Below are 22,816 nucleotides of genomic sequence, written 5' to 3'. Positions count from 1 at the left end.
TTATCCCCAGGCCGTTAAACTGACTGCCTGGCCCAAACCAAAGGCATACAGGATCTGCTCCTTTACTGGGCGCTCAAAAATACGCTCCACCGCGCAGCTATACATGCTGAGCTGAACCGCATATTTAGCTGCCAGCTCATCGGTTGTAGCCGCCCGGTCAGTCTTGTAATCAACAAGTACCAGGCCACCCTCCTCCGCAAACAGGCAGTCAATCACCCCTTGGACAAAAATCTGCTCACCGCAGCCGTTTAATTCGGGAAAGAATTTTTCAGCCGGCAGCATCAGGCTAAAAGGCAGCTCACGCCACACCTGCGGCGACTGTATGAGCCGCTGGCCCAAAGGTGAGGCAAAAAAAGCGGCGATCCCGGCGGCATCAACAGTCTGGGCCTGACCAGGCAGCAAAAGCTGACAGGCCTCCAGCTGCCGGACCTGCGCAGCGATGGCGGCTGCCGTATGCGGACCGGCCAGGGAAACATGCTGCATGACGGTGTGCATCATAACCCCGTATTCCACGGCAGTCAGCTCTGATGCCGCCTGAAGAAACCGGGGCCGGGAATGAACCTCTGGCGGCCGAAACAAATGCTCGGCTTGGTTTTCCCCCAGTTCAACCAGCTCCAGCCGCCGCTTGATTTCAGATACAGCCAGCTTGGCCGGTCTGCCGGCAGCCGCGGTACAACCATACTCCCAGTCCAGGATCTCAGCGACCCAGCCGGTGTCAGTACCACAGGCAGCCGGGGCTAATTGCCGCACCGCCGCCAGCAGCGCATCATCGGCCGCAGCCGACTGCGCCGGTTGTTTGATGTCACCAGGCTGAAAAATTTTCACTTCCCACTGGGAAGGGTGCCGGGCCAGTTCAGTTGCCGGCAGCTCAGAGCAGCCGGCATATTGCCTGATCACGTCGCCGTCGGCATGGCGGGCTACGGCCATGCCAATCCACTCCAGATAGCTTTTGGCCTTGATGACCTGGCTGGCCGGAAGTGTAATCGCCGGCTCACCAACACGCCGGCACCAGCCAGCGCATTTTTGCGCCAGCTTCTTGGCCGAGCCGACCAGGATCAGCTTTTCCCGGGCCCGGGTCAGGGCAACATAGAGAATTCTTAGCTCCTCGGCTTTTGTCTCCAGTTCGAGCTTATGCTGAATGCCCCAGCGGGCCGGTGTCGGATAGCGAAACCTAAGCTCCGGCAGTGTGACATAGGGGCCAACGCCCAGCTCTTTGTGACATAATACCAGAGCTGTCGTATCCTGCAGATTAATATTTTTGCCAACATCGGCGACAATGACAACCGGGAACTCAAGTCCTTTGCTCTTATGGATACTCATGACCCGGACAACATCTTCGCTCTCCCCCAGCGCCCGCGCCACTGACAGGTCAGACTTCTTTTCCTTAAGTCGCTCAATAAAGCGCAGAAAACGGAACAACCCGCGAAAATTAGTTGTTTCATACTGCCGGGCGCGGTCATAGAGAGCCCGCAGATTAGCCTGGCGCAGCCCCCCGCCCGGCATACCGCCCACATAATCATAGTAACCGGTATCACGGAAAATACGCCAGATTAAATCAGCAACCCCTTTACGCCGGGCCAGGCTGCGCCAGGCAGTGATCCGCTCGGTCAGCAGCACCACCTTAGCCGAGGCTGCACCGGCAGTACCGGCAGCCACCACCGCCTCCCAGAGACTGCCCTCAGGCTTGCACAGCCGCAGGTCTGCCAGCTCGTCCCCGGCCAGGCCGGCCAGGGGGGACCGGAGCACCGCTGCCAGGGGAATATCCTGATGCGGATTATCAATAACATGCAGCAGAGCCAGCATAATGGTAATCTCGGTCTCGGCAAAATAACCGGCCGCCAGCTCTGCATAACAGGGAATGCCGTTTTGCCGCAGGATATCCTGCAAAACCTGGGCCTTCCCCTGTACGGACCGCAATAAAATAACAATATCCCGGTAACACAGCGGCCGGTAGCCGCCACTGTGTTTATCAAAAACGTGACTGCCGCTGTTCAGCAATTGCTGGATACGGTGGGTAATCAGTACTGCCTCCTGCTCAAAAGAGCTCAGTTCCTCCTCGGCCAGCAGGCTGGCGGAAGCCGCAGGTCCGCCTTCATGATCCGGGTCCGCGGCTTTGCTGTCGTCATTTGCCTGCTGGTCCTCATCAGCACCATCACTGTCAATCATAATAAATTCGGCCGGACCGTTCAAACCAGGCAGGTCTGTTACCGGATAGGCGGGGCCGGGGTTAAGCTGCTCGGCCTGCCCGTAATCAAGCTCAGCCGTCCGCCGGGTCATCAACTGACAAAACAAAAAGTTGGCGGCATGAAGCACACCGGCCCGGCTGCGGAAGTTCTGGCTGAGATCAATACGCCGGCAGCCAGCCTCCCTGCCGCTTTGATACCGGTAGTACTTATCCATAAACAGCTCCGGTTCGGCCAGCCGGAAGCGGTAAATACTTTGTTTGACATCTCCCACCATAAACAGATTGGGTTGCTCATCACTGGCCACAAGGCGGATAATCTCTTCCTGTACCCGGTTGGTGTCCTGATACTCGTCAACCATAATCTCACTAAACCTGGACCGCAGGCTTCTCGCCACAGCCGACGGGCTGCAGGCCTCCGGCCCGGCGTCTGCCTCGCGCAGCACCGCCAGGCACAGGTGCTCCAGATCATTAAAATCAACGACGCCTTTGCCCTGTTTGGCAGTGGTATAGCCGGCCGCAAACCGGGCAACCAGCCTGACCAGGGCCGTAACCAGCGGGGCAACCTGCCGCAAATCGCCAATAAGCTCGCTGCCACTGCGCTCAAAATAGGCAGCCTTGGCATCAGTCACCCGCTTTTTCGCCTTGTTGCGCTGGCTTTGAAAGTAATCCTTAACCTCTTTGGCGACGTCCTTGCCTACTGGCGCAATCCGGGGAAAGCTGAGGTCCGCCATCGCCGGTGCCAGGGCTGACCAGGACTTGCCGGCCGCCAGCAAAAGGTTGTCAATAATTAGAATATCTTCCGCAAAGGTGGCCGCATATGCGGCAGGGTTGCCCGGTGCCGCCGCCTGGGCCATAAGAGCCGTCAGCGACTGCCTGGCCTCCTCCCAGTCCAGCATCATTCTGTCCCGCACTAAAGCCGACCAGGGTGTAGCATCAAAATCAGTTGCCGGCGGCAAGGCAAACGCAGCCGGCAACCCGGCCAGCCAGTCTTCCGGCCAGGGATGACTCTGCGAAAAATTATACAGTCTGAGCACAAGCCCGGCCAGCGAGTTGTCACCGTCTTCATCGCCATAATGCTCAATCAGCGCTAAAAACTCAGGATCGGCCTGGGTATACCCCTCCTCAAACACCGCCTCCAGCACATCACTCTTGATTAATGTAACCTCAGTCTCGTTCGCAATCCGGAAATTAGGTTCGATATCCAGCAAGTAAAAATGCTGGCGGACAAGGCTTTGACAAAAGGCATGCAGGGTAGAAATGCTGGCCGAGTTCAGCAATACCAGCTGCCGTTCCAGATGGCGCTTCAGTTCGGGGTCTGTTAAGCCCGGATCGGCAATTGCCGCCGCTAAGGCTTCGCCCACCCGGCTGCGCATCTCGCTGGCCGCCGCATTGGTAAAGGTAACAACAAGCACGCGGTCCACACTCAACCGTTCCCCGGGATCGATAATACGCCGGATAATCCGCTCGACCAGCACCCAGGTCTTGCCTGACCCGGCTGCGGCGGCTACTAAGAGGTTATGGCCGCGTGTTTCAATGGCGGCGAGCTGTTCAGGGGAGCATTGCATCACTCTGGCCTCCTTTCCGCTGGCGCAGTTCGCTCATAATGGTCTGATCATCCAACTGCGGCAACAGCAGATAGTCGTTTTCCGGCAGATTTCGGTCAAACTGGCAGACCGGCCGGAAGGCACAATAACCGCACGGGGTCGTTTTGGCCAGACGGTACGGCCTGATCGCCGTTTCTCCCGCCAGAATCGCCTCAGCCACAGCCACCAGCTCCTGTTCAACATGAGCCAGCAACAGGGTAAATTCTTCCCCGGTCTTAAGTTTGTCCAGGCAGCTTTCATAGAAACCGTTCTTGCCTAAAGCAATCTTGAAAAACTCGGACCAGCCGTTTAAGGACTCATCCAAAAGTCCGGCCAGGTTGACATCAGCCAGCAGCCAGCCCGGCATTTTGAGTTTACCGTTGATCTCTTTTTCAATTTGCTCGGCGCTCTTCAGGGTTGCTCCGGACACCACCGGATTCTTCAGGAAGTAATACAGCACCCCGGCCGGCAGACAGGCATTTACGCCCGGCCGCTTGCTGACGGCAACCAGGAGATAGGTTAAAAGCTGCAGCTTAAGACCATAATAGACCTCGGCCAGGCTAAGCCAGGCGCCGCCGGATTTATAATCAATGACCAGCGCATACTGCCGCCCGTCAAGCACACCCCCATCCAGCCGGTCAATCTGTCCGCCTACCTCCAAGGTGCCGGCCGGTAAGGGAAATGTCAACGGCGGCAAGGCACCGGGGCCGCGCCCGAAGGATTGTTCCAACGCCAACGGCTTAAATTTGCTGACCCGGGCCCAGGCTACCAGCCGGCTGATGGACCGGACAGCCCGCCGGGTCAGCCTGGTGACTAAATGGGCATGCTGCTTGCTGCTTAACAAGATCTCATTTTGCAGTTTAGGGGCCAGGGTGGCCACAATACCGGTGCACAGCTCGCTGATCTGGGGTTGTGTCACATCGCCCCATTCCTGCCTGCTTGCCGTCAGTTTATCACCAAACTCTTTAATGACGGCATGGAGGAACTGGCCTAAATCAGGGGCTTTAAGCTGATAAACAGCCCGCTCCTTTAACCCCAGGCCATATTGGGCAAAATGCTTAAACGGGCAGGCCCGAAAGGCCTCAAACCGGGTGACACTGCCGCGCAGCACTCCATTATTCAGGTAGAGCCGGCCTGAGAGATTCTGCGGCAGCCGTTCGACCTGGTTATAATGAAACAAGCCTCCCAGGGCGGCAGCCAGCTGTGGACGCAGACTGGTTTTAGCCAAGGCCCAGTTATAGACATCCCACCAGGCAGGACTGATACGGCCTGTCTGCTTATACAGCCTGAGGGCACAGGCCAGGGCCGCCAGCGCCCGTTCGGATCTGGCCAGATATTGCGCCTCCTGCCCGGGCGGCGGCTCAACCGGCAATGCCCGCACTTGGTTACCGGTAATTTCTTTAAGCCGGCGTACAATGGGGGACGGCCCCTGAGCTTTGCCCTCTGCATCAGCCATTGAATAGCTCACCCACAACCAGCGGCTGGCCCGGGTTAAGGCCGTATAGACCAAAAACTGCTCCGCAAAAGTATCAGCAACGGCGCCGCCGCCAAGCTCCAGCCCCAGCCGGGTCAACAGCGCCCTTTCATTATCGGTCAGCAGGCCTTCTTCCCGCCGCCGGCGCGGCAGCGCCCCATCGCTCGCCCCCGGCACAAAGGCGGCTTTGATATTAAGCCGCCTGGTTCTTTCCAGCGCGGCAATGGTTACATAGTCCAGACTGGGTGGAATCAGACTTAGCCTGGTCCCTTCCAGCCCCTCGCCGACAATCGCCGCAAAATCCGCCAGTGTTAACGGCTGCTCAGCAAAAGTATCCACAATCTGATCAAACAAATCGACTACTTTGGCCCATATTTGCCGGTGTTCACGGGCCTGTTCCAGGTCCCCGTCCCGTTCAGCGGCAGCAGCCCAGGTCTCCAGCGTGTCCGGTACCTGCAAGCCTGTCAACAGTTCATAAACGGCCTGCGCCAATTCCACCGGCGGCAACCCCTGACGCCCGGCCGGCAGCAGCCGGCCGGTAAACTGTACCAGTGCGGCCGTACTCTGACGGCGAATGTGATTAACCCGTTCCAGATACGCCTGCCCGGACTCACTTAATTCATCACCGGCCCCCTCGTCCTCTGCCAGCGAAAAGCGGCGGCGAAATGTCCAGGCTTCCAGGCTTGTCCAGCGCGAACCACGAATGCCAAACTCCAGACAGTAATTTTCCAGAATATCAACTTCATCCCGGGTTACCGGCAGCAAATCGGTTTTAAGGCAGCGAAATACCGGCTCATAGCTCCATTTTTCCAGTACAAGCTCAAGGGCCGACCGCACAAGCTCAGCCAGGGGATGGTGCACAGCCGGCCGGCTGCCGTCACTGAAAAACGGAATATCATAGTCAGCCAGGACTGTTGTCATCAATTCGACATAACTGTCTGTATCACGAATCAAAACAGCCATATCCCGCCACCGCAGGCCTTCTTCGCGGCTTAATCTGATCATTTCACAGGCAATGGCCTCAGCTTCAACCCGCCGGTTAGCGGCCTCAGCCAGCATAAAGCCGCTGCCGTTATTCCGGACTCCTGCTGCCCCGGCTTTACGCCCGCCAAAGAAATTCTGTTCAATGGCGGCTAACGACCTTTTTTCAAAACGGTGCGGCCTGGCTAATTCTTGCTGACTTACCGGCACCTTTAGCTTTGCGGCCGTTGTTTTCAATTTCTCATATGTTTGCCATTGCCGGTGAAACAGCGCTTCTTCCCGGGTGTTAAAGGGATTGTCAGGCCGGTCCAGGCAAAGGGTAACCGTAACACTTGCCGCAGCTTGCAGCAAGGCCTCCAGGACTGCATATTCCTGGGGCGTAAACCAGCTAAAGCCGTCGATCCACACCTCAGACTGAGCTAAAAGCCCTGATGCGGGAATCTTTTCGGCCAAAAGGTTAAGGAAGTCCTCGGGGTCGATATACCGTTCGGCCAAAAAATTTTCAAACCCCTGGTACAGCAGGGCTACATCGTGGAGCTTGCCGGCCAGCGCCGGACTGTCCAGCCGCTCCTGCTCAGCCGCCGCCGCCAGCATAGCCGGGCTGATCTTATAGGTCTTACACTCTTTAACCAAGCCTTCAATGGTTTCGGCAAAGCTTTTTTCGGCAGCCGCCCGGGTAAGCAGTCTTAGGCTGGCTTTGTGTTCCATTAACAGGCGGCGAAAGACCATCCGCTTGCCTAGTTCGGAAATATGAGGCCTGACGGCCCCCCCCGTCTCATTCAGCACCCGGTGGGCCAGCCGGCGGAAGCCGAGAACATAGGCCCGCACAAACCCGCTAGCCGGGCAGGCGGAAGCCAGAGCCCGCTCGACCTCATAGGTAGCCTGTTCCGGGACAATAAAAATAAGCGGCCGGCCATCAGGCGATTCGGCCAGCCGGGATAAAACAGCATCAAAACACTGCCAGGTCTTGCCATAGCCGGCCCGGCCCAGGATTAGTTTAAGAGTCAAACGCCGTCCCTCCTAAAGTGCTTTACGATAAGCTCACAAAAAATTGCCGTAAGCTCCGGATCAAACTGGCTGCCGGCCTGCTGCCTCAGTTCCGTCAGGGCCGCATCAGGCTGCAGGGCTTTACGGTATGGCCGGTCACTGGTCATCGCATCATAGGCATCAATAATGGCCAAAATCCGGCATTCCAGGGGAATTTCCTCACCTTTCAGACCAATCGGATAACCCCTGCCGTTCCACCATTCATGGTGTTTTAAAATGAAATCGGCAATAGGAAGCAGATCGGAGATCGACTGGGCAATCCGGTAGCCGATATCGGCGTGCCGCTGCACCTCCAGATGCTCTTCCGGCGTTAACAGGCCTGGCTTAAACAGAAGCCGGTCCGGTATCCCCACTTTCCCGATATCATGGAACTGAGCCAGCAATTTAATATCATTTGTGCGCCGTTCAGTTAAATCAAGGGCTGCAGCCAGCTCTGCCGCCCAGGCCTGCAGCCGGTCCCCATGGCCCTCGGTAATAAAATCGCGAACCTCCAGGGCTTTCAATAAAGCCTTCACAATTGCCGTGCGGGTATTACGGCTCCGGTGCAGTTTTTCCCGGTACATATTATCATCAGCTTCCCGGAACAGCTCATTCATGGTACCGGTACCCGCTACACTGCCGTCCCTGACGGCAAAGCCCAGCGACATACTGAGCGGCAGCTCCAGATGCCCGGCATTATACGCATCGACGGCCCTGCGTATCCGGCTGCAGATGGACCCTACCCGCTTATTGTCCGTATCCGGCAGCAAAATAGCGAATTCATCGCCGCCAATCCTGGCAACAATATCACGGGAACGGACACTGGCTTTTATGACCCCGGCGACCGCATCCAGCAGCAGATCCCCCTGCTCGTGCCCTAGGGTATCATTGATCAGTTTAAGACCGTCCACATCACATAAAATAATGGCAACAGGCTTGTGGCCGGAACGCTCAAACCGTCCCATTTCCCGCTTAAAAAACGTCCTGTTGTATAACCCGGTGAGGGCATCGTGATAACTCATATACCTTAGCTTTTTCTCAATCTTCCTGCGCTCGGCCAGTTCCTGCTGCAATGCCGTATACAGGGTGGCATTGGTAAGAGCGATGGATGCCAGATCAGCAAACCGGCTGAGTACAGCAGCTTCCTCTTGACCAAATTCTTTGGGCTCATCGTAGGCCAGGCCAATAATGCCCACCAGGTCTCCGCCGGCTTTGAGCGGCATTCCCATTACGGCCCTGAGAACATTGTATTCAGGACCCTGCTTGCGGTGGCACCAGGCAGTATAATTATTAATGATACAGGTGTCACCATGCAGCAGGACCTGCCCCATAACGCCATCCCCGGGTGTAATCACCATGCCAAGATAGCGGGTATAAAAGCCGGCAGTAACCTTAAGGGTAAAGCTGCCGTCGGCTTCGTCCTGCAGGGCAATATAACCGTTCTTAGTGCCAACAAGTTCCCCAGCCCGGCCCACCATACTTTCCAGCAATTCCTGAATATCAAGATGGTTCATTAAAGTCATCGCGGTATCATGAAGTGCCGTTAGATAGGCGTTCAGACGGTATATATCAAGCATATATCATCCCTGCCTTTCCCCAAGGTTCCTGTCTAGACAGAATCTGCAATATAATTTCGCCGCTGTCAAACAGCTTTCCTTCTGGTTATAATTGTAAAATTATAACCCGCTGTGTACCTGTTTCAGTACACCGGCCATTTGTTCAGCCGTGACCGTTACCGGCTTAACTCGGGTAGGCCCTTGCAGGCAGTTACTGCTCAGGCGTCAAAATCAGCCGTTCGGCTTTCACTGATTTTAACGCAGTAATTGAGCCGGAGCCGGTGAAAACCACCTGACCACCAACAGTATTTTTTTCAAGCAATTGTCGCCTCCTCACAGTTCCCGGGGTCTTATCCCCATAACCAATACACCGGCAGGACAATGATTGCTTATTATATCGACTTTGCTTTTAATAGGAATTGGACAAAAACGGCATTATACCTGCCATAAAAGGAAAAGCTGTACCAGCGGCTTAGACTGGTACAGCTAGATTGATAATTATTGCGGCTTCCTGCCAAACCATTTTTCGTAGATTTTAGCATATTCGCCATTTTGCTTGATATCCTCTAAGGCTTTATTAATCTTTTCGGCCAGTTCGGTGTTTTTCTTAGTAACAGCCACACCGTACTCTTCTGCACTGAGAACCTCACCCACCAGTTTAGCGTCTTTACTGCCGCCCTTAGCCAGATAATACTCATTGACAGGCAGATCGTTGACAACAGCATCAGCGCCGCCGGCCTTTAACTCCAGGAAGGCTTCCGAGGCACTGTTAAACTCACGGACCTTGGCGTCTGTAATTCTTCTAGCTGCTTCAGCGCCGGTAGTGCCGATCTGTACGGCAATCCGTTTGCCTTCCAGGTCTTTAAAGGCTTTAATGTCATTATTGTCGGCTTTTACAATAATCGATAAACCGGATTTGTAATAGGGTTGAGAGAAGCTGACTTTTTGCGCCCGTTCATCGGTAATAGTCATCGCTGATGCAATAACGTCAATCTGTCCGCTCTCCAGCGCAGGAATCAGACCGTCAAAAGCGGTGTTAACAATCTGTACTTCCACGCCCATCTGCTTACCAATCGCCTTCATCAGATCCACGTCAAACCCAACATAATCTTTGCTTTGTTCGTCCTGGAATTCAAAAGGCGGGAACGTCGCCTCAGCCCCAACTTTAAGGACTTTTGCCGCCGCCGGCTGAGCCTGCTGGCTGCCGCCGCAGCCGGTTAAGCCTACAGTCAGTACAAACAGGGCCAAAACAATAAATGTAAGCCATTTTTTTGACATAATATGTACGTACCCCTCTCATCTGCATAATCTATTCATAATTATACTTAACTTTTAAATGGCAGCCAAGCAGCGCCAACAGCTGAATTTATGAGATAAGCAGACATTTTCGCCGCTAAACGCCGGCCTCATCCTTTTTCCTAATGTTCATGTCAAATTTTCATCACTATCGTCCTGCCCTCATGGGCATTATCGTTCTTCCAACTGAGTTGAACACGCCAGGAGCCGCGCCAGTTCCTGATAATAAGCCAACTGCTCGGCAAACACAATCCGCGTTAACCCGCTGGGAGACGGCACAACAAAATCAGTTACCCCTGCCACCGTTGGCACCGGCTGCCGGCCGCATTTGATATTGGACCGCCCGGCAAACTCCTTGTATACTCCCACTCCCGCAAAGCAGGCAAGCCGGGGTCTGTACAGGCTGAGCTTAGCGGCCAGAATTTCCTTCCCGGCCTGATATTCCGCTTTGGTAATCTCAGCGGCAGCCCGGCTGGGGCGGGCTACGATATTGGTGACTCCCAGACCTACAGCCAGCAAGGCCCGGTCTTCTTCCGGCCGGAACCGGTAGGGTGTAAGACCGGCCGCGGCTAGCAGCTTCCAAAACTTATTCGAATAGCCGGCAAAGTGATGCCCCGTTGCGGCGGACCTGAGGCCGGGGTTAAAGCCGATAAATAAAATTTTCAGGTCATAGTCAATAATATCAGGTACCTGCTTCATAAAACCACCGCGCCATCGCTATGAGCCTCCCCGCTGGAGTGTAAACAGGCTAACCTCTGCCGGGCAGCCGATTCTTAGCGGCATCCAATGACCGGTGCCGGCACTGACATAGCCGTAGGAGCCATGCTGCCGGAACAGCCCGCGCATGTAGCGATATTGCACCGGCAACAGCGAAACACCAAAAACCGACACCTGGCCGCCATGGGTATGCCCGGCTAAAGCCAAGGGCACGTTAGCGGCAAACGCGTTATCCAGAAAATCGGGATGATGGGCCAGCAAGACAGTAAAGGCTTCTGCCGGTATTGTCCGCACAGCCTGAGCAAAAAAATCGCGCCGTTTAGCTTCCTGCTCTGCTTTATTTCTGCCCCAGGGATAATCCACACCAGCCAGATACAACCCGTTGCCGATTGCCTGGCTGCGGTTTTCCAGCACAGTGACCGGGCTGGCATACAAAGCCTGGCGAATGCGGCCAATATCCCGGAAGTATTCATGGTTGCCCCAGCAATAGAAAATACCGTGCGACAGTTCAGAATGGAAAGCCGTCAGTCGTGCCATTGTTGGTGACAGCAAATCCAGATCGTCTACCAAATCGCCGGTAAGTGTCAATAGCTGCGGCTTTTCCTGCTTAACCATGGCCAGTACCCGGTCCAGTTTATCCATACCAAAAAATGAGCCAATATGGGTGTCACTGATTTGGGCAATAACATAGCCGTCCAGCGCCGGCAGCAGTTGCGGAAAAGCCAGGGTATACCGGTTAACAACAATATTTGTATCCCCGCCAATCACCCCATAGGCAGTAACCGCCAGCGGTACTGCCGGGACCACAGCCACCGCCCCCTGCAAGAACTGCCGGCGGGTTAACCTGCCCGGAACCGGTACTCCCCCCGCTGCCGGCTCTGTTGCCAGGTGGCCGGTTTGCGGACGGCTAAACTTCCTTACCAGCAGTCTGACAGCATAGCCGGCCAGCAGTACCACCAGCATGAACAACAGCCCAAACAGCCACACATACGCCGCGTAACTGGCATACCGGACCCCTTCGCCGGCCAAGCTGCCGGCCGTACGTAACCAGCGGCTGCAGAACAGAATCCCGATTGATAAGATTGTGGCCAGCCAGTAGCCATACCTAACCGGCTTACCGGCATAGACAGGATGCCATTTAGGTAACAGCCGGACCCCCAGCCATGTTAGCCCAGCAAAAAGCGCCAGTATGAACAAGATTCCATAGATTGACGGACCATGCTGCATGTTAGCCTCCTTACCACCTTTATCTGTAATTATCTCCGTAAAATATCTTTAGTATAGTGGATCTCAGGCAAAAAAAAAGCTGCATATCCATCTGTTTAAAAATGATAGATAAAAAGCAAAGAAACCGATATACAAATTACCAGTTTATGCTATAACTTATTGTTTTTTTGTTAATAACGGCATATTTTTTTAGGCAAAAACATACGGCATATAGTACAGTGTTTGCTTTGCAGATGCACTTTGCCAGGAGAGGAGGGGTTACAATGGCGGTTATTACCAACACTTGTACCAACACCTGCAACAATACCAGTTCTACCACTAACACTGACACTAATACCACCGACAGTACAACAACTACCACCAACACCACGACCAGCACGACCAGCGACAATATTTCAATTATTAATACCCTGTTAGCTGATATCAATGCTGTTATCCCCAACTATTCCTCACTTGTTGCTTCTTACCGGCTGCTGGTCGGCGCCTCGGAAGAAATTCAGCGTACTCCCGGCGTACCATTTGAAATCTTCGAGCGGTCCGTGATCCGTTATGACCGGGCAGGCACACTGATCGACATGCTTAACGAGCTGCTCTGCTGTAAAATTGCTTTCAGCAGCGAACTTCTCAGCATTACCTGCGCCCCCATTGATATAGTAAAGCTTGTGACAAACTGCCTCTCACCCTCTGCCGATGACCAATGCGCTACCGCCGAGCAGATTGTTGTGCTGGAAGCACTCCGCCAAACACTCTTCAACCGCTGCAGCACTACTTCCTGCTTTGGCCCCCCGCCGGCAGGAATTACCCCCCAGCCACCACCCACCCCGTCACAAACACCGCTGCCACCTGTGCAGAGCGACCTGGAAACAACGGCGGAGCTGGAAACAGAGGTTACTCCTGTTGCCAAATCAATACCCCGGCCCCAAAGTCCTTTAACCCGCAAGCACATCTAGCCTTAACCATGCGGCAGCCAGACTGGTCAGCCAATCAGCAACGCCGCTTTCCCCTGCAAGCATTACACTATTCTTCCAACATGCCGGCCTGCTTATACAGGCTGTAAAAATGATGCGTAGGCCCCACGCCTTTGCCCACAGACAAAGAATGTTCAATCGCCGTTGTTATGTATTCTTTGGCCGCTTTTACCGCAGCCGCCACCGGCAGCCCCCGGCCGATGTTGGCTGCAATGGCCGAGGAAAGAGTACAACCTGTGCCATGGGTATTCTTGGTGCTAATCCGCCGTGACGGCAAATAGGCTGACTGGCTGCCGTCAAATAAGACATCGGTCGCATCACCGTTCAGGTGTCCGCCTTTCAGCAGCACACTCTGCGGTCCCAGGCCCAAAATCGCCCGGGCTGCGGTTTCCATATCGGCAAGGGTAGTGATTGACTGACCGGTAATTACCTCTGCTTCAGGTATATTGGGGGTCACAATCGCCGCCAGGGGCAGTAAATACGCAACCAGCGTACTCTCAGCGGCCGGATTCAGTAAATGATAGCCGCTTTTGGAGATCATAACCGGATCGACGACAATATTTTTAGCGCCATATTCCTTTAGTTTGGCTGCAATCACTTTAATAGTCTCGACTTGAGATACCATGCCGATTTTAACGGCAGCCACCTCAATATCATCAAAAATTGCATCAAGCTGTTGGGCGATAATAGCTGGCGTAACATCCTGAACCGCAAATACCCCCTGGGTATTTTGTGCAGTAATCGCGGTAATGACACTCATCCCGTATACCCCATGGGCAGCAAAGGTTTTGAGGTCGGCCTGAATACCAGCCCCGCCGCTGGAATCGGAACCGGCAATTGTTAATACATTTTTCATATCCTCACCTCACGGCAAAATAATAGGCACAGGTAACCATATAGGAATACCTGTGCCCTCAGTTGATGACAGCAATTAGCTTCCCTACGCTGGTATTATCCAGAATCAGGTTAAAGAGTCAAAGATATCAAAGGATCTTTATCTCAGCTGGCCTATCCAGCGCCCCTAGCCCATACCATATAAAAATCAATTAAATTTTAACATATTTTACCTGAAAAAACAAGCCTTGCTATCCGGGCCGTTACGGACAAGCAGCCGCCGGCGTCTTAGGTTATTCAATTACTGCAGGCCGAGTCCAGCTATCAGCGACCTGCCCCAGGGCAAGCACGTCAAGGGGCTCAGGCCAACGCTAAACCAATACCGGCACTTACATAGCTCTAATTAAATGACACCAACAGGGCTATTAACGGCAGCTTTTGCAACGCCGCTAATAAAATAAGGGGGTAGTCGGCAATATTAAAAGTCAAACAAAGTCAAAAGGTCAGAAAAGGTGAGTATCCGTGCGCCTGCTCTCATTAATAGGCAAAAAATCAGCCAATTAGGCCTAAAATCAACGCACATTGCCCTTAATCCGGCTCCTATTAATAACGTTTTTCTGCTAATATTTAACTGTAAGCTTATTTTAGCACATAATCCTTAAAGTAACCTCAAATAATTGTTTAGGGAGGTATAAATAATGAATAGTGAAAAATATACGCAAAAAGCCGCGGCCGCCCTGCAGGAAGCGCAGCAGCTGGCCGCCCTGCACTACCATCAGGAACTAACCACCAAGCACCTGGCACTGGCGCTTGTCAAAGATGCCGAGGGCATTATGGCTTATCTCCTGGCGCAGTTAGCCATCGACAGCCGGCTGTTTACAGGTAAACTTGAGCAGCTGCTACAAACCATTCCCGCGGTCCGGGGCCAGGATAGCGGACTGCGCATGAATACCGCCCTGGTGCGGGTACTGGCGTTAGCCGAAAAACATGCTAAAACTATGAAAGATGATTATATCAGTGTTGAACATTTACTTATGGCCATCGCCGACGACGGGGATGCCGATTTGGTAAAAGTCTGCCGCGATTTTGGCCTGACAAAAAACCGGCTGCAGGAGATTATTACTGAGTTCCGGCGCGGACAAAACATCACCACCGATAACCCGGACGAAAACCTGCAGGCCCTGGCAAAATATGGCCGGGATCTGACCGAACTGGCCCGCCAGGGCAAGCTTGACCCGGTAATCGGCCGGGACGAGGAGATTCGCCGGGTTATTGAAATCCTGTCCCGCCGCACGAAAAACAATCCGGTACTGATTGGCGAGCCCGGGGTGGGTAAAACAGCGATTGTCGAAGGCCTGGCCAGGCGTATTATTGCCGGCGACATACCGGAGACCTTAAAAAATAAAGCCGTGTACTCGCTCGATCTGGGAGCCATGCTCGCCGGTGCCAAATACCGCGGTGAATTTGAGGAGCGGCTGAAAACAGTATTAAGTGAAATCTCCAAATCAGAAGGCAAAATCATCTTGTTTATCGACGAGCTGCACACCGTGGTGGGAGCCGGAGCGGCGGAAGGAGCCATGGATGCCGGCAACATCCTTAAGCCAATGCTGGCCAGGGGCGAGCTCCGGTGCATCGGTGCAACCACGCTGAATGAATACCGCAAGCATATTGAAAAGGATACGGCCCTGGAGCGCCGCTTCCAGCCAATCATGGTAAATCAGCCAAACGCCGAGGATACGATTTCGATTTTACGCGGGTTAAGAGAACGTTACGAGGTTCACCATGGGGTAAAAATAAAAGATGCCGCCCTTGTCGCCGCCGCGGTTCTGTCCGACCGGTATATTTCCGACCGTTTTTTGCCAGATAAGGCGATTGACCTGATTGATGAAGCGGCTGCCAAGCTGCGTACTGAGATCGATTCCATGCCGACAGAGCTGGATGAGACCTTGCGCCGGGTTATGCAGCTGGAAATTGAAGAACAGGCCCTGAAAAAAGAAACCGACCCTTCCTCCAAAGACAAACTTAGCCGCATCGGTCAGGAGCTATCCACCCTTAAGGAGCAGGCAGAGGCGCTAAAAGCGCAGTGGCAGCTGGAGAAACAGGCCATCATCCGGCTTAGGGATTTAAAGGAAGAGCTTGAAACTGTCCGCACTCAGATGGAAGCAGCCGAACGGGCCTATGATCTGAACCGGCTGGCAGAACTCAAATATGGCCGGTTACCGGAGCTTGAAAAGAAACTCAACACCGAAGAAGAGCAGCTCACCCATAGCCGCTCCCATAAAACCATGCTTAAGGAAGAGGTCGATGAGGATGATATCGCCAAAGTGGTCAGCCGCTGGACGGGCGTGCCTGTAACCAAGCTGATGACCGGCGAGAGGGAAAAACTGGTGAATCTGGAAGACATTCTCCACCAGCGGGTCGTCGGCCAGGAGGCGGCCGTCACAGCCATCAGCGAGGCAATCATCAGAGCCCGGGCCGGTATTAAAGACCCGAGCCGGCCAATCGGTTCCTTTATTTTTCTGGGCCCGACCGGTGTTGGCAAAACCGAACTGGCAAAAACCCTGGCCGAAGTACTGTTTGATGATGAGCGCAGCATGATCCGGCTTGACATGAGTGAATATATGGAAAAGCACGCTGTTGCCCGCCTGATTGGGGCCCCGCCCGGTTATATCGGCCATGATGAGGGGGGACAACTGACGGAAGCTGTCCGTCGCCGCCCTTACAGTGTCCTGCTGCTGGATGAAATTGAAAAGGCCCATCCTGATGTGTTTAATGTCCTGCTGCAAATTCTGGATGATGGCCGCCTTACCGACAGCAAGGGCCGTACTGTTGATTTTAAAAATACGGTTATCATCATGACCTCCAATATCGGTTCCCATGAAATTTTGCACAGTGATTTTACCACCGCCAAAGACCGGGTACTGGATTTACTGAAACACAATTTCCGGCCGGAGTTCTTAAACCGCATTGACGATATCATCGTCTTTAATGCCCTGACTGCCGGGCAGGTTGGAGCCATTGCCGCGATTATGCTGGAAACCCTCAACAAGCGCCTGCAGAAACAACTGAACATTACTCTGACCTGGGAAAACAATGCCCTGGAGTTATTGTCAAGGGAGGGCTATGACCCGCAATTCGGCGCCAGACCCCTGAAACGTTTAATCAGCCGCCTGGTTGAGACCGAATTGAGCAAAATGATCATCAGGGGCGAGGTACCGGAGGGCAGCAAAGTACAATTACACGCCCCCGCCGGCAAAATATTCATAAAAGTGCTTAACTAACCCTCACCACTCATTACCTTATAACTATAAGCCTGCTAAAAAATCCCCGCTTGGCGGGGATTTTTTTCTAGGACCTCGGTACTATCCCCCATGACTTTAGGCCGATTGCAATTCAGACGAATCAATTTTATACTTATATTGCCATTATAGATAGTTATCCTGAACGATTACCAGGCCGATATCAGCAGCTAGCGAACTGGCCGGCAAAAAATTCTAGTTTTGGATTGCATGAGTCTACTTTAAAAGGGGGTTGGGAGTATGTCAACAAGGATGATCAGCGTCAATGAGTTAGTTTCCGGAATGGTTATCGGTGAACCAGTCCTGTCTGCCAGCGGTAAGACCTTATTGGGGAAAGATATTGTTGTCAACCCCCGCATCATCTCCTTGCTGCTCATGTGGGATGTTCACAGCATTATTATTATAGATAAAACGGCCGGCCAAGCAACGGAGAGCCCGGAGGAACCGCCGGCGCCGGTTGCCCAGCCGAGCAGTCTGGCGGCAGATTTTATTACCTTCTTTAAAGAGTATGACAGCGTGATGACAGCGGCGGTCCATTCTTTTGATTTTATTAGAAACAACAATCAGCTTCCGGTACAGGAACTTAAGGATACCTCCTTCAGCATTTACTCAGCCGTACTTTCCACCGGGCCGGCAATTATGGATTATCTGCTGGTCAGTGACTATAATCTAGCCGACAAAGTAGCCCGGCATTCGGTCATGGTGGCTTTTATCAGCAGTATTATCGGGCGGAAGCTGAGAATGACCGAAGATCAAATCCACGTTTTAATTCTGGCAGCCCTATTGCATGATGTGGGGAAACTGGTCATCGCCAAAGAGGCCGATGCGCATCCCAATTCACATATCATAAACGGTGGTAAACTGCTCCAGCATGTGCCTGCTATCCCCCAGGAAGTTATGCTGAGCATCCTGCAGCATCATGAATATATGGACGGCAGTGGCCGCCCCTTAGGTTCGACCGGGGATAAAATCCACCTCTATGCCAGGATCATTGCTGTTGCCGATTTCTTTCACCAGCGCTCTTATATCGGCGAGCATGCCAATCCGTTCCCGGTTTTGGAAGCCATGGCCAAGGAGATGTTCGGCAAGCTGGATCAGGGGGTGTGCCAGCCTTTTATCCGCCACATTCGCGACTGCCTGATAAACTCACCGGTACTCTTAAGCGATGAGACCACAGGTCAGGTCATTTTCTTTAATGCCAACAAGCTTGACCGGCCGGTGATTAAAACAGATAACGGCACAATCATTGATCTGGCCGCCACTCAGAATGTTGCTATTAAACGCCTGGTCAACCAGGAATATTTAGCGAACGCCAACTAAGGCAAGCCCATACCGGCGTAATATCCACGGTAACAACAGGTCTGTTCTGATTCAAGCATTCAGAACAGACCTGTTTGCTTATGCCTATTTTCTGTTGTCCACCACGCGTTTGGCTTTTCCTTCGCTGCGTTCAATGGTGTGCGGCAATACCAGCCGAACGATGGACTTGATATTCAGTACCGCTTTTAATTGGTTTTGAATTGTTTTTTCCAGGTTGCGCAGCCCTTCATCGCCCAGCTCCGCATAACCGGCTTCCGTAGGTTCCACCAGCACAGTCAGTTCATCAAGGTTATTCTTACGCTCAATAATCAGTTGATAATGGGGAGCGGTAGCGCCCATTTCCAATAAAACACTTTCGATCTGCGACGGAAATACATTAACACCGCGAATAATCAGCATATCATCACTGCGCCCGGTAACCCGCTGCATGGTCACACCGGTCCGGCCACAGGCACACGGGGTGCGGCCAAGGGCGGTAAGGTCACGGGTGCGGTACCGCAGCATCGGCATCCCTTCTTTAGTTAAGGTGGTAATCACCAGTTCTCCGACCTGGCCGTCAGGGAGGGGCTCGGCCGTAACAGGGTCAATTATTTCCGGGTAAAACAGGTCCTCATGCAGATGAAGCCCGGCCTGCAAACGGCAGTCGGTGGCCACACCGGGGCCAATAATCTCACTTAACCCGTATACATCATAGGTATTGGTGCCAAACACTTTTTCAATCTCCAGCCGCATACTGTCCGACCAGGCCTCAGCCCCGCAAAATATTGATTTTAAAGCCAGGCTGCGGGGATCAATCCCCCTGGCCTGCAGCGCCTCGGCCAAATGCAGGGCATAGGACGGCGTAATAATAATTGCCGTCACCCCAAAGTCCTGCATCAGCATCGCCTGCCGGACAGGATTACCGGATGAGGCCGGTACGATGGCAGCCCCCGCCTTTTCTGCAGCATAATGCATCCCCAGACCGCCTGTAAACATACCGTAGTTAACAGCAACCTGAAATACCGAGTCAGGCTCCAGGCCGCCGGCTACCAGGGTTCTAGCCAGGGATTCCGCCCACATATCCACATCGTTTTTCGTATACGCAACAGCCGTTGGCCGGCCCGTCGTACCGCTGGATGAATGAAACCTGACAATTTGCTTAAGGGGGACGGCCAGAAGCCCATAGGGATAATTATCCCGCATATCCTGCTTAGTCATCAGCGGCAATTTTGTTATATCCGCCAGCGACCGGATGTCAGCCGGCATTACCCCCACCGCCTCCATTTTATACCGGTAAAAGGGAGCATTGCGGTACACTCTGTCCACAAGTTCCTGCAGCCGCCCCAGCTGCAATTGCCGCATAGCGGCCACAGGCATTGTTTCAATCTCCTGATTCCAGATGGTCATTGGCCGATTCCCTCCGTTTCCTTGCTTTTGCCAGCCCGCCCGCCCAGCAACGCCGCCACCGGATAATAGAGCGCCTGAGCAATAACCGTGTTGGCTGCCGCCACGGTCAGCACCACCGGCAGCATCCCGTAGAGATAGACTTGCAGCGGCAAACCCAGAATAATCTTGGCCAGGGTCGTAAAAGTCAGGCCGCTGGCCAGGGTCCCGCCAACAGTTCCCAGCGCCGGCCGTAAATCCAGCCGTCCCGCTTTCATGTTAACAGGCAGGCTGACGATACAGGCACAAACCAGGGCGCCAACCGGCTCACTGATCAGATTTCCATACGGAAAAACTGATTTTGACGTAGCCAGGCACAACGCGCCGGCCACCAGCCCAATACTCATGGCCCGCCTGAAGGAGGGCCGGAACAGCACAATAGCCAGACAATACATGGCAATGATCCAGTTAGGCGAAACCCCGGCAATACTGGGACTCACCAGCCTGAGTATCGCCCCGATAGCCAGCAGCATTGCTGTTACCGCCGCCCACCGGAACCGCCCTTCCCGGCCTGTTGTGACCGTAACCATTTCTGTCTGTTTGTTTTCCATCAGTACATATCCTCCTCGTAAAAAATATAAAACCCCGTCCCTTTGCGCATGTGTCAACATGCGCAAAGGGACGGGGTTTAACCCGCGGTGCCACCCTCATTGGCCACGACAAGCATGGCCCGGCTTACTAAGTACAGGACGAACTCCGATACCCGCTTCCTGGTAACGGCGGAAGAAGCCCGACAGCGCCTACCCCGCCCCTGCGGCTCAGGCTGTACCTCCCAGGCCCATTCAACATACCGGACGGCGCCAAACTCTCACTGGCATTGGCTCGCTGCAGCTTCCTGCGTATGTTTACTATCCCTGGTCATTGATGTTTGTTTTATTATTAGTTTGTATATAGCATACCAAGGGACAGATACAAATGTCAATAAGGAAAATCCTGCAGGTGTTTTGCTTTTGAAAGCGAACATCTTTCCTTAGTTTATAAACAATAAAGAGGTGTATTATGCCTGTACAGATATCCCTGCTGCCACTGCTGCTGGCGATTACCTTATTATTCTGCCCAGGCCCGGCAGCTGCCGGCCTGGCCGTATCGGCGCCAGCTGCCCAGTCGGCAACCGAGCTAAAGCTTTTTCAGCTGGAACATACCGATGCTGTCGCCATTGCCGTAGAAACCAGGCAGGCCTGCACAGCCCTCGCCGCTGATGATCGCCTGGAACCGGAATACCGGGTAACGCGGCAAGGCAGCACAGTTGCAATAACACTGGCTGCACGGCCGGCAATGCCGGAACTGGCAGAGCAGGGCACCTTTACCAAAGCCATTGCTTCGTCCCGTGTGCACCAGGTAACAATCGCAGCAATCGCCGCCAATGAACTCAGCATTGCGATTGCCTATAACCGTCAAATCGCTAACCTGCAGATTGTCACCGTCAAACGGAAACCGCTACCCAATCCTGACAACACAGTCACGCACCGTACCTATCTTGTGTTACGCTTTACAGATAGCGGAACAGACTTGCCTGCAACCATTGTGCTTGATCCTGGTCACGGCGGACCGGATTTAGGTACCACCAGTAACTTTCTCCGGGAAAAGGACCTTAATCTTGATATTGCCCGCTTAAGCCGCGATTTATTTGCCCAACACGGTTATGACGTCTATATGACCCGCACGGACGATTCCCGGCCCAGTCTGCTGGACCGGGCTGACGCCGCCAATATTTTAGAGGCTGCGGCCTTAATCTCGATTCATAATAATTCAGTACCGGCAGACAAGGCCGTCAACAAGCTGAGCCGGGGCACTACCGCGCTCTATAACTCCTCGGCCCCCAGGCCGGCGCAAGACCTGGCCACCCTGATTGCGGCTAATCTAGCCCAAAACCTGCGGATCCCGCAATCGCCCTTGCAGGACCGGCCAGGCCTGGTCCTGCTAAACGCAACCTGGATACCGGCGGTCATTGCCGAAATTGCCATGCTGCCCCATCCCCAGGATGCCAAACTGATATCCCGGCGGGTCTACCGCCTGGAGGCTGCTAAAGCGATTGTCCAGGCAACAGATGACTATTTTAACCGGAGACCCCAGCCCCGTCCGGCGCCAGCCCCGGCAGTTGCGGCCGGCCAGCGCCGGACGCTGTCATCTACCCGCAAGCCCCTTTACTACCTGGCGCTAGCCCCTGACCCCCGCACCGGCATTAGGGAGAACATTCACCGCCTTAATCCCGGCGCAACTGCCCCCACTGTCCTTAGCAGTGATGAAGCCTGGAGCCTAAATATTTCCGGGAAATATTTATATTACAGCAACTGGTCTGACAATCACCGCATTTACAGACTGAGCAGGGACGGTAAAGAAAAAACAAGGATTACCGATGCCCCGGTCAGTCAGGTAGTACTGACCGGCAATTGGCTTGTCTATATACAGGGAGGCAACCGGCATTCCGCACCGGCCAACTTCATTTATAAAACCTCCTTGGACGGTCAGGTAACGCAACAGCTAAATTGCGACCCGTCAGAAAACCTCAGTCTGTCAGGCGACTGGGTATATTATCTCAATGCCGCCGATGGTTACAGAATATATAAAGTGAAGCTTGACGGCAGCGGCCGCAGCAAAGTGGGTAATGACCGGGCCATCAGCCTGACAGCAGCCGGCAAGACTATCTATTACAGCAATTATGATGACGGGCAAAAGCTGTATGCGATTGGCACCGATGGCCAAAACCGTACTAAGCTCACCGATGACAAAACAGGGTTTATTGCCATTGCCGGCAACGATATCTACTATACCAACACCTCAGCCAATCATGCCTTATATCAGCTGAATGCGACCACAAAAAAACAAAAATTGATCTGTGATTTAGGGGTTGGCCCGCAACCGGTAATAATCACCAATAAGACGCTTTACTATCATCACCTGTTCTTCAGGCTATAAGGAGGAAACGTT

The 22,816-nt window shown here is 53.6% G+C and carries 13 protein-coding genes, 1 riboswitch and 1 other annotated feature; of the genes, 4 read left to right on the top strand and 9 right to left on the bottom strand.

Annotated features, from left to right (window positions below):
- The 6 genes from addA to SPTER_RS22810 all read right to left on the bottom strand — a co-directional run bounded on the left by addA (position 1) and on the right by SPTER_RS22810 (position 12,045).
- Positions 1–3,750, bottom strand: a complete 3,750-nt coding sequence (addA, locus tag SPTER_RS22835) for a helicase-exonuclease AddAB subunit AddA (RefSeq protein ID WP_144353050.1) — start codon at positions 3,748–3,750, stop codon at positions 1–3.
- Positions 3,734–7,231: a helicase-exonuclease AddAB subunit AddB gene (gene addB, locus SPTER_RS22830; RefSeq protein WP_144352490.1), complete on the bottom strand. Its 3,498-nt coding sequence runs from the start codon at positions 7,229–7,231 to the stop codon at positions 3,734–3,736. Before addB ends, addA begins: the two co-directional genes overlap by 17 nt.
- Positions 7,228–8,826: a diguanylate cyclase domain-containing protein gene (locus SPTER_RS22825; protein ID WP_144352489.1), complete on the bottom strand. Its 1,599-nt coding sequence runs from the start codon at positions 8,824–8,826 to the stop codon at positions 7,228–7,230. The genes addB and SPTER_RS22825 overlap by 4 nt, the downstream gene beginning before the upstream one ends.
- 477 nt (positions 8,827–9,303) lie before the next feature.
- Positions 9,304–10,083 (bottom strand): basic amino acid ABC transporter substrate-binding protein, encoded by a 780-nt coding sequence (locus SPTER_RS22820; protein WP_144352488.1) that lies wholly within the window; start codon positions 10,081–10,083, stop codon positions 9,304–9,306.
- A gap of 189 nt (positions 10,084–10,272) precedes the next feature.
- Positions 10,273–10,800 carry a mismatch-specific DNA-glycosylase gene (locus tag SPTER_RS22815; protein WP_144352487.1) on the bottom strand — a complete coding sequence of 176 codons (528 nt, stop codon included), beginning with the start codon at positions 10,798–10,800 and terminating at the stop codon, positions 10,273–10,275.
- 18 nt (positions 10,801–10,818) lie between these two features.
- A complete protein-coding gene (locus tag SPTER_RS22810; protein WP_144352486.1) occupies positions 10,819–12,045 on the bottom strand; it encodes a metallophosphoesterase in 1,227 nt (408 codons plus the stop codon).
- A 263-nt stretch (positions 12,046–12,308) separates the two neighbouring features.
- Between SPTER_RS22810 and SPTER_RS22805 the strand changes: the two genes are divergently transcribed.
- Positions 12,309–12,995 (top strand): hypothetical protein, encoded by a 687-nt coding sequence (locus SPTER_RS22805; RefSeq protein WP_144352485.1) that lies wholly within the window; start codon positions 12,309–12,311, stop codon positions 12,993–12,995.
- 67 nt (positions 12,996–13,062) lie between these two features.
- Here SPTER_RS22805 and thiD read toward each other — a convergent pair whose 3' ends face one another.
- A complete protein-coding gene (thiD, locus tag SPTER_RS22800) occupies positions 13,063–13,869 on the bottom strand; it encodes a bifunctional hydroxymethylpyrimidine kinase/phosphomethylpyrimidine kinase (protein WP_144352484.1) in 807 nt (268 codons plus the stop codon).
- 64 nt (positions 13,870–13,933) lie between these two features.
- A riboswitch (TPP riboswitch) is annotated at positions 13,934–14,046 on the bottom strand.
- 499 nt (positions 14,047–14,545) lie between these two features.
- On the opposite strand from thiD, the gene clpB reads away from it, so the two are divergent.
- Both clpB and SPTER_RS22790 read left to right on the top strand, forming a co-directional pair.
- The gene (gene clpB / locus SPTER_RS22795; RefSeq protein WP_144352483.1) at positions 14,546–17,128 is read left to right on the top strand and encodes an ATP-dependent chaperone ClpB; all 2,583 of its coding nucleotides are present in this window, start codon (positions 14,546–14,548) and stop codon (positions 17,126–17,128) included.
- Positions 17,129–17,386: 258 nt separating this feature from the next.
- Positions 17,387–18,466 carry an HD-GYP domain-containing protein gene (locus tag SPTER_RS22790; RefSeq protein ID WP_144352482.1) on the top strand — a complete coding sequence of 360 codons (1,080 nt, stop codon included), beginning with the start codon at positions 17,387–17,389 and terminating at the stop codon, positions 18,464–18,466.
- Positions 18,467–18,550: 84 nt separating this feature from the next.
- On the opposite strand, the gene SPTER_RS22785 is transcribed toward SPTER_RS22790, so the two are convergent.
- Entirely contained in the window at positions 18,551–19,852 is a 1,302-nt protein-coding gene (locus SPTER_RS22785) for a phenylacetate--CoA ligase family protein (protein WP_144352481.1), read from the bottom strand.
- Complete coding sequence (locus tag SPTER_RS22780) at positions 19,849–20,439, bottom strand: tryptophan transporter (RefSeq protein ID WP_144352480.1); 591 nt, start codon at positions 20,437–20,439, stop codon at positions 19,849–19,851. The genes SPTER_RS22785 and SPTER_RS22780 overlap by 4 nt, the downstream gene beginning before the upstream one ends.
- Positions 20,440–20,502: 63 nt before the next feature.
- Positions 20,503–20,759, bottom strand: a binding site (T-box leader).
- Between the two features lie 128 nt (positions 20,760–20,887).
- On the opposite strand from SPTER_RS22780, the gene SPTER_RS22775 reads away from it, so the two are divergent.
- Positions 20,888–22,804: a DUF5050 domain-containing protein gene (locus SPTER_RS22775; RefSeq protein ID WP_144352479.1), complete on the top strand. Its 1,917-nt coding sequence runs from the start codon at positions 20,888–20,890 to the stop codon at positions 22,802–22,804.
- Positions 22,805–22,816: the final 12 nt, after the last annotated feature.

It is taken from the genome of Sporomusa termitida (assembly GCF_007641255.1).
Taxonomy (GTDB): domain Bacteria; phylum Bacillota; class Negativicutes; order Sporomusales; family Sporomusaceae; genus Sporomusa; species Sporomusa termitida.
Note: the sequence above shows the minus strand (reverse complement) of the source record. Positions and strands in the feature narration are given on the sequence as shown.